General features: G+C 43.3%; 11 protein-coding genes and 1 pseudogene. 5 read left to right on the top strand and 7 right to left on the bottom strand.

Annotation, left to right across the window (positions count from 1 at the left end; genetic code table 11):
• Window positions 1-31: 31 nt before the first annotated feature.
• On the bottom strand, window positions 32-1,447 hold the full coding sequence (locus tag H3H32_RS33865; protein WP_182460119.1) for a vanadium-dependent haloperoxidase: 1,416 nt from the start codon (window positions 1,445-1,447) through the stop codon (window positions 32-34).
• A 175-nt stretch (window positions 1,448-1,622) separates the two neighbouring features.
• Between H3H32_RS33865 and dnaG the strand changes: the two genes are divergently transcribed.
• On the top strand, window positions 1,623-3,722 hold the full coding sequence (dnaG, locus tag H3H32_RS33870; RefSeq protein WP_182460120.1) for a DNA primase: 2,100 nt from the start codon (window positions 1,623-1,625) through the stop codon (window positions 3,720-3,722).
• Window positions 3,723-3,802: 80 nt separating this feature from the next.
• Here the strand turns inward: dnaG and H3H32_RS33875 are convergent, their stop codons facing one another.
• Window positions 3,803-4,186, bottom strand: coding sequence for a hypothetical protein (locus tag H3H32_RS33875; RefSeq protein ID WP_182460121.1), 384 nt, complete (start codon window positions 4,184-4,186; stop codon window positions 3,803-3,805).
• 291 nt (window positions 4,187-4,477) lie between these two features.
• On the opposite strand from H3H32_RS33875, the gene H3H32_RS33880 reads away from it, so the two are divergent.
• Window positions 4,478-5,173, top strand: coding sequence for a LuxR family transcriptional regulator (locus tag H3H32_RS33880; protein ID WP_182460122.1), 696 nt, complete (start codon window positions 4,478-4,480; stop codon window positions 5,171-5,173).
• Between the two features lie 4 nt (window positions 5,174-5,177).
• Here the strand turns inward: H3H32_RS33880 and H3H32_RS33885 are convergent, their stop codons facing one another.
• Window positions 5,178-5,999, bottom strand: a complete 822-nt coding sequence (locus H3H32_RS33885) for a LytTR family DNA-binding domain-containing protein (RefSeq protein WP_240543575.1) — start codon at window positions 5,997-5,999, stop codon at window positions 5,178-5,180.
• 1,356 nt (window positions 6,000-7,355) lie between these two features.
• On the bottom strand, window positions 7,356-8,363 hold the full coding sequence (locus tag H3H32_RS33890; RefSeq protein WP_182460123.1) for a LytTR family DNA-binding domain-containing protein: 1,008 nt from the start codon (window positions 8,361-8,363) through the stop codon (window positions 7,356-7,358).
• A gap of 156 nt (window positions 8,364-8,519) precedes the next feature.
• Between H3H32_RS33890 and H3H32_RS33895 the strand changes: the two genes are divergently transcribed.
• Window positions 8,520-8,693: a hypothetical protein gene (locus tag H3H32_RS33895; protein ID WP_182460124.1), complete on the top strand. Its 174-nt coding sequence runs from the start codon at window positions 8,520-8,522 to the stop codon at window positions 8,691-8,693.
• A 21-nt stretch (window positions 8,694-8,714) separates the two neighbouring features.
• On the top strand, window positions 8,715-9,827 hold the full coding sequence (locus H3H32_RS33900; protein ID WP_182460125.1) for a lysophospholipid acyltransferase family protein: 1,113 nt from the start codon (window positions 8,715-8,717) through the stop codon (window positions 9,825-9,827).
• A gap of 92 nt (window positions 9,828-9,919) precedes the next feature.
• Here H3H32_RS33900 and H3H32_RS33905 read toward each other — a convergent pair.
• The 3 genes and pseudogenes from H3H32_RS33905 to H3H32_RS33915 all read right to left on the bottom strand — a co-directional run bounded on the left by H3H32_RS33905 (window position 9,920) and on the right by H3H32_RS33915 (window position 13,055).
• Window positions 9,920-11,478: pseudogene (locus tag H3H32_RS33905) on the bottom strand (Rne/Rng family ribonuclease).
• A 345-nt stretch (window positions 11,479-11,823) separates the two neighbouring features.
• Window positions 11,824-12,684, bottom strand: a complete 861-nt coding sequence (locus H3H32_RS33910; RefSeq protein WP_182460126.1) for a tetratricopeptide repeat protein — start codon at window positions 12,682-12,684, stop codon at window positions 11,824-11,826.
• A gap of 68 nt (window positions 12,685-12,752) precedes the next feature.
• Complete coding sequence (locus tag H3H32_RS33915; protein WP_164041501.1) at window positions 12,753-13,055, bottom strand: HU family DNA-binding protein; 303 nt, start codon at window positions 13,053-13,055, stop codon at window positions 12,753-12,755.
• A 139-nt stretch (window positions 13,056-13,194) separates the two neighbouring features.
• Between H3H32_RS33915 and mutY the strand changes: the two genes are divergently transcribed.
• Window positions 13,195-14,283: an A/G-specific adenine glycosylase gene (gene mutY / locus H3H32_RS33920; RefSeq protein WP_182460127.1), complete on the top strand. Its 1,089-nt coding sequence runs from the start codon at window positions 13,195-13,197 to the stop codon at window positions 14,281-14,283.
• Window positions 14,284-14,338: the final 55 nt, after the last annotated feature.

Below are 14,338 nucleotides of genomic sequence, written 5' to 3' on the forward strand. Positions count from 1 at the left end.
TTCTTACGCCAAACTCTTTTTTGCGGATTATTTATTTCGCCCAGGCTAGTGCATTAATGTTAGCACCGATTTTCTTGCCTTCAGCTAAACCTGTTTCGTTATCCTGACGAGTATGAATATTGCCATAGAAGCGCGAATCGGCAGATTCTTGAGCCGAAGCTTCAAAAGAGGTAAATGAACGGGCTTTAAAAGCAATGTGCCGTAGTGGATCGTCAGGACGACCAACGTGTGAATCATCCGTAAACGCAAAGTTTTCGCCAAATAACGCGGTCAATACAACAGCTGCTGACGATGACTGAGTTGCATGACCTGATGGATAACCTGGAAAAGGCGGAGCTGGCCAAAAAGGTACCCAGGCCGGATCGACAGTCAACCGGACGTAATTATAAGGCCGGATGTTATTATAGGTGAACTTGCAGCGCCAGCACAGAATAAAGGCATCGGCTACGGCTATACCAGTACGGGCAAACGTTTCGGCGGCTTTGGCCAGATTTGCTTTGGTAGCTGTTACGGCAATACGAGCCAGGCTGTACGAATGCCCTGGAGGAGTAAACGAATCGCCTGGATTATCGGACCACCAGAGGGAAATTTCTTTTTCCGTTTGAGTCAGACTTTTCCCCTTATTATAAACGTCAAGATACTGATTGAAAATAGCGGATTTAACATCCGTTGAATAGGCCATCGGTTTAGGCATTGGCAGATCGTTATTTGCCTTAACAAACGTCCGATTTTTACCCCAGTAAGGTTGCATCGGAATCTTTTGGCCATTTTCAGTTGGCTGCCACATACCAGCTCCCGTAGGTACAACATAACTTGCGGGGAAATTGCGGGTATAACCGGCATCGCCCCCATCGGTTTTCGACCACTCGAATAAAGCGTCGGCTATTTTCTTACCAAAAGAGATCGACCGTTCGTTGACTGTTTCGTCAGTCGCTTTATTGGCCGTCAATAAGGCTGTTTCGAGGGAGTCAATGGTCGTTTTGTTTGCGGCACTTGTAGTCGGAAATAAACTGCGTATAATTTGAGCCTGAGCTGCATTGGCGCTGAGGGCCCAGTTATACTCTTTACCAGCCTCGGCCAATGGGAGCGTAGTTAGCCCTTGGACTTGCCCAGCCATAGACTTTCGATTGGCAATTCCCGGAACAACCGATTCATACATGGTTAGACCTGCGTAACCAAAAGCCCGCGATGCTACAGGAGGACTGAAACCTGCGGTGGTTTTCGTCAGTTTCAATTGCAGAGCTGCCCACGCAGTTGCGACATCAGCCGAATATTGATCAGCTGCTTTGCCTGTCGTTAAGGTTGGCTGAACATCATCCGTAGACTGCATCCGACAAGCCTGCAGAAAAGCGATAAATAGGAGTGTAGTAAATAGGCTTAAATGGGTGCGTTGAGAGCCATACCTTGTAGTTGAGCTCTTACGAACAGAAGGAAAATGTACATTCATACGGTGAATCGGATAAAAAAAGTAGATGTATTGGCGATGCGGCAGAACGTCAATAGGGAGTTTAGCAAAAATGTTGCCAGAAAAAAGGCCCGAAAATTACATCTATTGACACCGCTGTACACAATACGTTAACTTCGTTGTAGATTTAATACTTGATAAAACCTGATCATCTCTAATGCGTATTCCCGAAGAAACCGTTGAACGAATTCGCCAATCTGTCGACATTCTGGAGGTTATAAACGATTTCGTTTCCCTGAAGAAGCGTGGAAGCAATTACATTGCCTGCTGCCCTTTTCATAATGAGAAAACGCCCTCGTTCAATGTAAACCCAACCCGACAGATTTATAAGTGCTTTGGTTGTGGCAAAGCGGGCGATGCTGTTCGGTTTGTGATGGATATCGAGAATATCGGTTATGGCGAATCGCTACGGTATCTGGCCAAAAAGTATGGCATTGAAATTGAAGAAGAGGAGCAGACTCCAGAAGATCTCCTGCGGCAGAACGAGCGGGAAAGCCTTCTTATCGTGCTCAACTTCGCTAAAACGTTTTTTCAGGAAACACTCTTGAAAACGGATGAGGGGAAAAGCATCGGCTTAAGCTACTTCCGTGAGCGGGGCTTTACGAACCCAACTATGGAAGCGTTTGAGCTTGGTTACACACTCGACCAATGGGACTCTCTCTTACTGGAAGGTCAACGAAGAGGTTATAGTCGGGATCTACTTGAAAAGGCCGGTCTGATTTTAATTAAGGAAGGCAACGCTGGAGGAGATAATAAAGTATTTGATCGGTTCAGAGGGCGGGTTATGTTCCCGATCCACAACGTATCGGGCCGGGTAATTGCGTTTGGTGCCCGGATTCTGAAAACGGATAAGAATCAGCCTAAATACCTCAATTCGCCCGAAACGACAGTTTACCATAAAAGCCAGGTATTATACGGAATTTTCCAGGCTAAACAGGCTATTCGACAGGAAGATGTTTGCTATTTGACAGAAGGTTATACAGATGTAATCTCACTGCATCAGGCAGGCATCAAAAATGTAGTGGCTTCGTCGGGCACTTCGCTGACAACAGAGCAGATTCGACTCATTGCCCGGTTTACACCAAACGTCACGATTCTTTACGATGGTGATGCCGCTGGTATTAAAGCGGCTCTGCGTGGTCTGGACATGGTTCTGGAAGAAGGGTTAAATCTTCGCTTGCTATTACTGCCTGACGGCGAAGATCCGGACAGTTATGTGCATAAAGTTGGAGCAGATGCCTTTAAAACATACATCAAAGAGCAATCTCAGGATTTCATTGACTTCAAAGCCAGCCGATGGTTAACGGAGGCAGGTGATAATCCGTTAAAGCGGGCCGAGGGTATATCCGATGTATGTGCCAGTATTACCAGAATACCCGATCCGCTGAAACGCCAGACACTCTCGCAGCGCGTTGCACAGGTGTTTCATGTAAGTGAGCAGTCAGTTATTTCTGAAATCAACCGATTACTTCGAAAACAGCAGGAGCAAAACAAAAAAGATTCGGAACGCCAGCAACGTTCGGCGGGTGCAGGAAGGCAGCAGCCATCTTCAAGTAATACTTTAAGTACGAATGAGCCTTCGCTGGACGATATAAATTCGCTGTTAGATGGATTCAGCGTCGAATCACCTGATTTAAGCGATTTTGGGATTGATGTACCCCCAAGTAGGCAGTCGGTTTCTGTTGAGCGCGTAAAGGCCGTTAAAACGCCTATATCGTATCAGGAAGAAGAATGCGTTCGGTTGTTAATAAATCATGGCGTACGAGAACTTGAGCCGGGTATTACGCTTTGTCAATACGTACTGAGTGAACTCCACGATATTGAGTTTCAAACATCGCCCTACGACCTTATTCTGACGTTATTTCGGGAAGCCTATAATCGGGGAGATATACTGACTGCGAATGATTTCTTAAGTCGACAACCTGGAGAAGGGAATAGCGATAGAGACGTGGAATTGCAGCATGAGGCAATTCATCTAACAACACCTCGTTATGAAATCAGTGATGGCTGGGGAAAGCATGAGATCTTTGTGCCATCAGAAGAGGAAATAGGTATTCTGGCGGATGCGGCCTACCGAAATATCCTGCGAATCAAAAAAATACTCGCTGAGCAACGAATGACCGCTTTGCAGCAACTGCTTCGTGAATCGAGAAATAAATCACCTGAGGAATCTGATCAGCTTTTGACCGAGTTCATGCACTTCAAGCGTATTGATATGGAGATATCGGGTTTATTAGGAACGGTTATCTCCGGTTAAACAAGAAACAAGGCATAAAAAAAGCCCCAGCTATATGTCATAGAGTGGGGCTTACCTTTATCAACAGGGGAGGGTGAACACTACGCTTGAGCTACCGTTGTGAAGCTAATCAGTTCGGCATCAATTTTACGGTTCAGTTCGTCCAGCAAGCTGGCATGCGAATGGAGCTGACCCGGTTTGGAAGGTTGAGCTGAGCGACCAGACTTCTGCCCCGACATGTCGAGTAGCAGCGTCATCAGAACGTCACTCATGTGCTCACGTAAATCAATCAGTTGCCGCAACCGTGTCCGATTAAATTTGGGATTACGGCGTGCCGCAACCTGTAAGGAATTGATGACCTGATTCAGTTTGGCATAGCGGCCGTGAAACGCTTCTGTCGCTCTTGCCCATTCCATAATCACTTTTTGTATCTCTTCTGCTGACGCTTCGTAGCTAGAAAATACTGCTGATTCTTCCTGATTCATCACCCTACTTGGCTAAACGTGTTTTGCAATTGACTTGATCAAAATTGGCCCTTGTAATTACTGAAAACAAACCGATCTGAGTGAAATCACCCATTTTTGGTGTGAAATCACCCAAAAAGTGTGAAATCACCCTACGCTAAATGGGTGCTTATCTCGCTTTTTCGTGAATTAAACTAGGGTGTTTAAACCTTTTGGTTTGTTTCATACTTAAAATTGTTGATTTCATTCACAGTGTGTTATAAAAATCCAAGTATTGGTAGTACATTCATCCACCCATATATGTAATAGATCATGAATCAATCAATCGGTGTCCAAGAGGTCACCAAAAACTTCGCTATTCGTAGGCGAGACTTTTCTATTCTCGTTGCTCAATCAGAGCTGTTCACCTGCGAAGTCTTAAGCCAATTATTGAAGGAACAGGGCTACAATGTTGTTGGCCGTGCTGTTGAAATGGAAGACACACTTCAGCAGATTATGGTGAAGCGCCCCAAATGTGTTATTCTGGAATCTGAAATTTCGGGCGAGCGAAGCTTCGAAATCGTCGAGCAGATGCAAAGCGCCAATCAGCAAACAAAGTTCATTTTGTATACGCGCAAACCCGATCTCCGAACGGTAGCTAAGGCTATGCAAAAGGGATTCTTTGGGTTTCTGTATGCCACCGATGGTTTAGAAGAATTGTACCGCTGTTTCCAAACCGTTAGTAACGGAGGCTGTTATTACAGCAGTGGATTCATGGATTTACTCAAAAACTTCGGTGTCGATATTATTTCTGAATCGACACGGGAGGAGTTGAATCGCCTGACCGAGCGAGAACGAGAAGTGTTACGGATGGTTGCCAGTGGGCATACAGCTACCGAAATTGCCGATCGGTTAAATATTAGCTACCGAACTGCCGTGAATCATAAAGCCCACATCGCCAAAAAACTTAATCTAGACAGTATCCGGCAATTACCTCGCTACAGTATTGCCGTAAAAAACTATCTCTAAATTTTTAGGAAACCGTTTCGAGCGGCTGTAAGTCTTCTTGTTGTAACCATTCACGAAGTTCCTGCATCCGGGTGCGTGGTATAACGATAGTGTGTGGTTTAGGCGTGTTGAGCCTGATGCTATATTTCCCATTTTCCCAATGGGTATAGCTTTCTATTGCCTGTCTGTTAACGATATAGTCCCGCTTAATACGCAAAAAATGAGCGGGGTTTAGCTCGGCTTCCAGTTCATTTAAGGTTTTACTGATTAAATAGCGTCCTTTGGCCAACTCGGCATAGTAGAACCGATCTTCAATGGTAAAATAATAGACGTCATTAATTGGGAAGTCCAGTTCTCCAGTTGTATTTCTACCTTTTAGGTACGTTAGATAGGGCGAAGAGGTTTTAGACTTTGGTGAGGAAGTTGTAGATAGTGCTATCGCTTTCTTTTCTAATTCAGCTTCAATAAGCTCATGATATTCTTGACGTTGTTTTAAGTGATCTTTGAGGAGTGATAGGTTGATAGATATGTAGCCAATTAAAAGTATTGGGGTTAAATATTGGAAGTAAATCTTCCAACTGTAGGTATAGATAATATATCCATCCCAATAATCTTTCCAAGAATAGTCAGGCCCGTTCTCTAAAAAATACCGAACTGTTTGTGTAATTGGATTAAAAAACAAGAATGAGAGCATTATAATTGGTAAGAAATATAGCTCATATCGAACTATTGCTGACCATTTATTAGCAATAGTATTAAGCTTAAACCACTTATGTGCTTGAAAAATAAGGTATGTAATGACAAATACAGTACATATCTCTGGAAGTACCATGGTTTGAATAACCATAAAGCTGTACTTTAAGCCCCCCCCCTACTTTTTCCGCTTTTGCTAATTTACGATCAAAGGCAATACTCCAGCTTATTATTTCAATGAACGAATAGATGCTCGACAAGATCAATATGCCGTTAAACGGATTTTTTAGAAAGGCGCGTGTAAGTCGAATTTCCTTCATACGCTGAGCTTCATTAAATAGAGTACTAATATAGACATAATAACTAGACCAATTTGGCTAAGTAAGGTATCATTTTTGTTATTAATAGTTAGGTAATATCTAGCGTACCCTGCGTAAATAAGGATATTGTTGGAGACTATATACTGTTTGAAAACAATCTTTTATAAAATACTGAACGTGTTTAGTGGAATTGACTTGATTACATGCACGCTATGTTTATTGGCGTAATCGATCGTCTTGTCTGAATAACGTCTACCAATTTGTCGAATAGAATCAGTGGAGCTTCAGATAGTACAGATGTAGCCAGTATACTTTATATATAGCCAGTCAGTAACTACAGTTGGCTTCATTCACATTAACGGCAAAACTAGTACTTGCTTGTGCTAAAGATCCTACTGAATTTGAGTTAAAGTGTTGACTCCTGTTGTGCTGCAACAACCAAAAGTAGACTGCTTGCACATAATAAGCCCCTACTAATTAAACTAGTAGGGGCTTATTATTTTTAACGCTAGTGGTACCGCCAGGTAAACTGAAATATTCGCTTAGCTCTAACTTTTGAGAAATTTGTGTCGATTATTGACTATGCTCGGGCTAATGAAGGGCTGTCCTGAAGATTGTAGAGCAGTTAGAATCAATAAGGCTATAGCTAATTGACGGCTATCGCGTCTCTTAAGTTTGACATGATACACTAAGCGGATTTATGAGGTGGATAAGCGGAAAGCTTTGATATACTGAGCCGAAAGTAGAATGGTCTCCAAGAAGAAAGCAATCCGTTTTGTCTGAAATCACCATTTCACCGGACGAAATCACTTAAAAAATTAGAAGTAAGGTAACTTCTTACGCCAATCAACTTGTAACAAATGATTAGCAGAATAGAAAATCATACGTATTTAGGTACGCTAATGTGAGCTTGTATTGGTAATTAATAGAGCAGGTAAAGAGCACACAGAACGTGCGCAGTAATAAGAAAAGTAGCTCGATGCTAGCCTAATTAGTGTAGCGATGGAGCTATTTAGGTGAAATCACACATAAAATAGGTGATTTCAGACAGAAAACATTCGATAAATTAAATCAACAAATGATATTCAAACCCACAATAAGTCATATGTGGCATGACCCACTAACTGTTGGTTTAGCGGAGGAAAAGATTGGGCGTATAAAAAGGAAGGTAGATCAGCGGCCTGAGCGAACTATAATAGATTAGCATGTTCTGGCTTACTGGCATCACGACCCTGTAGCCATTCCCGAAACTCATGCATCCGAACGCGGGGTACAATAATCTTATGATGATCAGGCGTATTGAGCGTAACGATGTACTTACCATTTTCCCAATATGAGTAATGTAACACCGCTTGGCGGTTAACGATATAATCGCGCTTAATCCGGAAAAATTGAGTTGGGTCTAGTTCCGTCTCGAGATCGTTGAGCGTTTTGCTGACCATATACCGTTCTTTCAGCGTTTCGGCATAATAGAATCGATCCTCGACAGTGAAGTAATAGGCTTCATTAACTGGAAAGTCTATTTCTCCCAAATTGCTTTTGCCTTTTATATAACTGAGATAAGGTGAGGGAGTTGCTGGTACAGGTGGTGGTGAAAACGTTTCGGATAAGGCTAGAACCTTTTGTGACGCTTCGGCAGCTTCGGCTTCAGCAGCTTCTTGAGCTTCCCGACGTTGTTTTAGATAGTCCTGAAGAAGTGACACATTCATGGCGATGTAACCTATCAGGATTACCGGAAACAGATATTTAAAATATACTGTCCAGGTAAATGTGTGTAATATGTATTTCTGCCAATAATTAGACCATGAGTAATTAGGGAAGCTCTCTAAGATAAAGCGAATGGTTTGCGTACCAGGGTTAAAGGCTAAGAAAGCGAACAACAAAACAGGTAAGAAACGCAATTCATATTTATAAATAGAACGCCAGTTATACTCAACAGAATGAATATTCCAAATACGATGGAAGAGGTTAAGGAGTGTAATTGTAATAAAAAGAGTGAATAACTCAGGCAGAAACAGTCCACGAATTATCAGGCCGATGTACTGAAGTATACCACCTTCATCATGTACAATTTTAATTTTCAATTTATAGCCAATCGACCAGCTAACAGCCTCGATTAACCCTACAATACAAAGTAGTATAATCAAGCTGCTGAATGGTTTTTTCAGAAAGTCTCGTCGGATCTGAATTTCCTTCATGCTGTCTTCATAATAAAAACGCGTACTAATATAGTGGTAATATTTAACTAATTACAACGGATAATCATGACTTTTTTGCGATTGATGCGCCCTCCCCAGGCTAGTAGCTTTGTATCATCAAAAACAAGCAATTACAAATCAATCGTATACATCATCATGGAAAAGAAATTCTCTATCAAAGCAACCCAGGCTATCAAAAGCATCACAAAACCAGCTACCAAATCAGAATCTAACAATCTGATGAAGTTTGTAGCTATGGATGGCGAGTGCTGTCGTTGGGATGTTGGATCAAACTTTACAAGTCTCTCAAAACCCGTTTTCTCGCTTTAATCTAATTAAGCTACAGTAGCTATGCTTACCACACGGCAACTTTACAAACAGGAGCTAGAAACCTGTCGCCACCACTTCGAACAGGTGGACTTGTCCAAAGAACGGGGTTATTTAATGAAGTATACAACATTCTCTGCAAATGTTGAGAATTTACTTCCTTCAATACCCCGCAAAGAACACGAAACGCTTTTTCGGGAGCTGTTGTTGCAACAAGTCTTTACAACGTTTGATCAGAAGTGCTTAACAGCAGGTGATCTGGTAAAGTTGCGTGGAGCCCATAATGTGCTGGATAAAGAGCATAGCCCCAAAATTTATTGCACCTATCATCTCGGGTCATACCGATTGTTGACTAGTGTGTTGTTTCGGAAGGGGGTTGACTGCGTGTTACTGGTTGGCAGTAACATGAACCGCAGCCAGGGCGCAGAGATGACGGAACATATTGAAGGGTTAAGGGAAAAACATGGCCTTACCAATGTGTTTCGGGTGGTTGAAACAGGCAGTCCATCTGCTGGATTAACCGTACTGCGTGAGCTTAAAGCAGGCCGTTCCCTGATTGTATTTGTAGACGGGAGTCCCGAAACGGCTCCTGAAGCTGGAGAGGAATCTCAATTCTTATCGGTGCGTTTTGGCCAGCGCCGTGTCTTAACACGGAAAGGAGTTGGCTATTTATCCCACGCGGCTGGTGTGCCTATTATACCGGTAGTGAGTTATCGGAAGTCTGATATGATCAATGTGCTGCATTGTCTTAAACCAATTCGTCCAATTGTACGAAGCGATCGGGACATGTATTGCCAGGAGGCTATGCAGCAGTTATACGATTCATTTTGGCCTTATCTGAAACAATACCCAGGCCAATGGGAAGGCTGGAACTTCATTCACTTATTTTTGGAGCCAGAAATAGTCAAGAATAAGTCTTTAAATCAGGTCAAGCGCCTTGCTTTTAATGAAAATCGCTACTCATTGTGTGATTTGGAACAGGCGCCAATCTTATTCGACCGTAGACTATATCAAACCTATGAGATTACTGAAGATTTACGGGACTTGCTCCTGAATCTTCATGAAGTAGACTCGGTCGAAGATGTGGTTGGTCAGGAGGTGTTTAGCGAATTAGTCGATATGGAAGTACTTCATTAAGTACGATCTCAATAATAATCAACAAGCCCAATTAGACGATCTAATTGGGCTTGTTGATATGTAGTAAAACGTAGTAAAATTTTACTACGTTACTAGGAATTATTACTGATCTCAATTTCCTCCCCCGACTTGTGGAAGAACTTAAAATTAACGATACCTAAGGAGCTGTCTTTGACAACTTTAACCCATGTTTTGTACTTTATAAACCATTGCATTTGTTTTGAGTAAATGCCCTTAGTATAATAAGCATATAAAAATGGGTTCATCGAGATCGAAATACCGCGCTCATTCTGCTTAGTTAGTATATAATCAAGATTATTTTCGATTACATCTGTTACTAACACGCTGGCCTGGATCGTTCCAGTTCCTCCACAAGTTGGACATACTTCGCGTGTAACAATATTCATTTCAGGCCGGACACGTTGACGCGTAATCTGCATCAGGCCAAATTTTGTGAGGGGGAGAATGGTAAACTTAGAGCGCTCTGGTTTCATTTCATCGCGCATGATGTCTTGCAGAAGTTTCTTGTTCTCTGCTTTCTTCATGTCGATGAAATCCACAACAATAATTCCCCCATATCGCGCAGGCGCAGTTGACGGGCTATTTCCTTCGCAGCTTCACGGTTGACACTAATAGCGGTGGCTTCCTGGTCTTCTTCTGAATTAGACTTGTTACCACTGTTAACATCAATAACGTGTAGTGCTTCGGTATGCTCGATAATTAGATAGCCACCACCTGGTAAACTTACCGACCGCCCAAAGAGCGATTTTAACTGTTTTTCAAGGCCTAAGGCTTCAAAAACTTTTACTTTGCCACTGTAGAGCTTAACAATTTTCTCTTTGTCTGGGGCAATGGTATGAATATAATCCCTGATTTCATCGTAAGACTCACGGGTATCTACTGTAATACTCTCAAACGACTCGTTGAGCATATCACGTAGAATAGATGATGCCCGATTCATTTCACCTAATACGCGATCGCGTGGTTTGGCGTCAGCCAGCGATTTAAGGGCTTGGTCCCATTTGGCAAGAGAGTTTTGCAGATCGCGATCAAGCTCTTCTACATCTTTGTCCTGCGCAACAGTTCGTACAATAACACCGAAATTTTGTGGTTTTAGCGACGACATCAGGCGCATCAACCTCGACCGTTCGGCGCGGTCGGTGATTTTCTTTGAAAGGTTTACGCCATCTGAAAATGGCACCAGAACTAAATAACGACCTGCAATTGAAATGTCGCAGGAAAGGCGTGGACCTTTGGTTGAGATGGGTTCTTTCACCACCTGAACCAGAATGGGAGCGTTTTTCGTCAGCACCTTATCGATTTTCCCGATTTTCTCGATAGGTGGCTCCAGCTTACCGCTGAGCCGTCCGTTTGTGACGCGCTTGGCGATTACATCTTTAACCAGTTTATTGAGCGAATTAATATTCGGTCCTAAATCCTGGTAGTGCAAAAAACCGTCTTTCTCGTGGCCAACGTCTACGAAAGCAGCGTTGAGGCCCGATGATAATTTCTTGACTGTTCCTAAGTAAAGATCGCCAACGGTAAAGCTGCTGTCTAACTCTTCTTCGTGATACTCCAGCAATCTCTTGTTTTGCAAGAGCGCAATCCGATCACCTTTCTGAGTCGAACTGATAACTAATTCATTACTCACAAGATGAATGTACGGTTAAGAATGGCTATATAAAAAGAAAGAAGCCACGTTCGGGCTTTGCAGACCGGCCGAGGCTTCAAATAGGTAGGCAGTAGGTAATTGCAGAAGGCAGTTATGAGCATAACAGACAGACTGTTGACTGCCTACCGCCGACTATTTCTTCTTGTGCCGATTTTTTCTGAGCCGTTTTTTCCGCTTGTGAGTGGCAATCTTGTGCCGTTTCCGTTTCTTACCGCAAGGCATAGTAAACTAATTTAATGGTTAAAATATGTGTCGACCTACCAACCGGCCAGGTCCTAAAAAGTTGTATAGTTTTAAAGTTGAATAACTAGTCAACTGTATAACTCACTTCAACCGCTCTTCGTATTCACGAACGGCGGCCAGAATTTGCGGGTCTTTCTCCTGCTGCTTTACTTGGGCCAGAACTTGTTTGGCTTCAGTTTTCTGACCAGCTTCCGCTAAACTAACCCCCAAATAAAATTTAGCTTTTCGACTCGACGGGTTGTTGACCAGTATTTGTCGGAATCGCTCAATAGCTCGTTCGTATTGATTAGACCGCATGGATAGCAGGCCTAAATTGAACAGGGCCAGTTCATTCGTTGGGTCCTGCTTGATCACCTCACGCAAGAGCATAATGCCCTGCATTGGCGTATCGGTATTGACGTAAGTCATGGCCATATTGGCCTTTGCCGATAGCAGGTTTGGATTTTTAGCCAGTGCCTGCCCGTATAAATCACGAGTTTTCTGACCTAAAAGCGCTGTCTTCTTTTCATCGACAGCAAATGTGTAAGCTTCAAAGTACTCATCCCCGGCTCGTAACAGATTCCGTTCCGTTGGTTGAGCAGTTGCCAACTCCTCCGCATAATGAGCTGCGCTGTCGTAGCGAGTTACCTCATGCAATAAGCTGATAAGCTTCACACCAACGGCCTCTTTCTCTGCCAGAGTTGCTTTCGCAAATTCAGTTTGGAGTGTTACTAACCGTTTTTGCTGCTCAGGCAACAAGGGCTTTTCATGAATCGGGGAGCTGTTAGCCTTATCGGCTACATTAGGCGAGCCAGCATCTGACTTCCCAGCTCCAGACATTTGCACTGAACGTCCACCCGCTAGTTGCTTACTTTCATTTCGTACAACTACCTTCGGCAAGGTATATAACCCAACCGTTAGGGCTGCAGCCAACAAGACAACAAGCAATACGAATTTATTCATGATGGAAATCGTCACAATGCAAACGCCTGAGCCAGTCTACCAATTTGTAGTCTTTCGGGCAACGTTGCTTACTCAGCAGTTACTTTCGCTTTGTCGCTGGTTTTTACCTGCTCAACAAAAACCTTGGCGGGTTTGAAACTCGGAATAAAATGCTCGTCGATTACCATAGCGGTATTTTTCGAGATGTTCCGAGCTACTTTTTTAGCCCGTTTCTTATTGATGAAGCTACCGAACCCTCTCACATAAATGTTCTCTCCCTCGGCCAATGAATCCTTAACTACTGAAAAGAAAGTTTCCAGGGTGTTTGTTACTTCTGCCTTATCAATACCGGTCTTATCGGCGATCTCGGCAATTACGTCTGCTTTCGTCACGACTTCTTAAACTTTAACGTTTACTGTATTGTTGAAAATTCGGGTCTCAAAATGGGAGCACAAAGGTAGGGCTTTCCTATAAAATTAAAAACCCTCTGCTTCCGTTTTTCCTGGTAACGACGTATTTTTTTGTTTTATTTTGAATTGGCTATCAGACCTTAACACGATCGAAACCTCATTTGCGCCTATTCTTGAGCAATGGTATTCGGTTCATAAACGTGACTTGCCGTGGCGCCATACGCGTGATCCTTATCGCATTTGGCTGTCGGAAGTCATTCTTCAACAAACCCGCGTAGCGCAGGGAAAACCCTATTACGAACGCTTCGTGGATGCTTATGCAACAGTTGCCGATCTGGCTCAGGCCGATGAGCGGGAACTGCTCCGGCTCTGGCAGGGATTAGGCTATTATTCCCGAGCCAGAAATCTGCACCAGACTGCTCGCTATGTAACTCTTCAATTAGAGGGTAAGTTCCCTGATACGTATCAGGACTTGTTGAAAATGAAGGGGATAGGGTCCTATACCGCGGCTGCTATTGCTTCGTTCGCCTTCGGAGAGCGTGTTCCTGTTGTCGATGGGAATGTCTATCGTGTGTTGGCACGGGTATTTGGTATTGAAGAAGATATTACCACCACGACTGCAAAAAAAACATTTGCAGCGTTGGCAAACCGTCTGATTCAATCGGCCGACGATCCGGCAACCTACAATCAGGCAATTATGGAGTTTGGGGCCATTCATTGTACCCCTGTTGCGCCAGATTGTTTACTGTGCCCGTTGCAGCAAGGATGTGTTGCCTATTTGACTGGGCGACAGCATCAATTGCCTGTTAAAGCTAAAAAAGCACCTGTACGCGAGCGGTTCTTTACGTACCTCATTTTTCGAAGTAAGGGAAAGCTGGCTCTCCGTGAACGAAAGGCGAAGGATGTCTGGCAAAATCTTCACGATTTTTATTTGCTTGAAACCGAAGACCATCAAGATGCGTTACAAGACCTGTTGCTTCCTGAAGCTGCTCTGAATCTAGTGCAACAGGGAGTCATGGCGGGTTTGCCGGTCGAGTCGGTTCAGTTGTTGTCGCACCAGCGGATTCGGGCTAAATTTTATCTGATTGATTTGCCCGATGAGCCTACCGGAAGCTTACCGACCGATTTACACTGGTTTACAATTGACGAAATTAATGACCTTCCGAAGCCCGTATTGATCACAAATTATTTGGAAAATCTGTTTGGATAAGTGGGTAGATTTCAGTATCTTTAATCCTCTTAAACGCTACGGAATTTTATACGTA

This window comes from Spirosoma foliorum (genome assembly GCF_014117325.1).
GTDB lineage: Bacteria > Bacteroidota > Bacteroidia > Cytophagales > Spirosomataceae > Spirosoma > Spirosoma foliorum.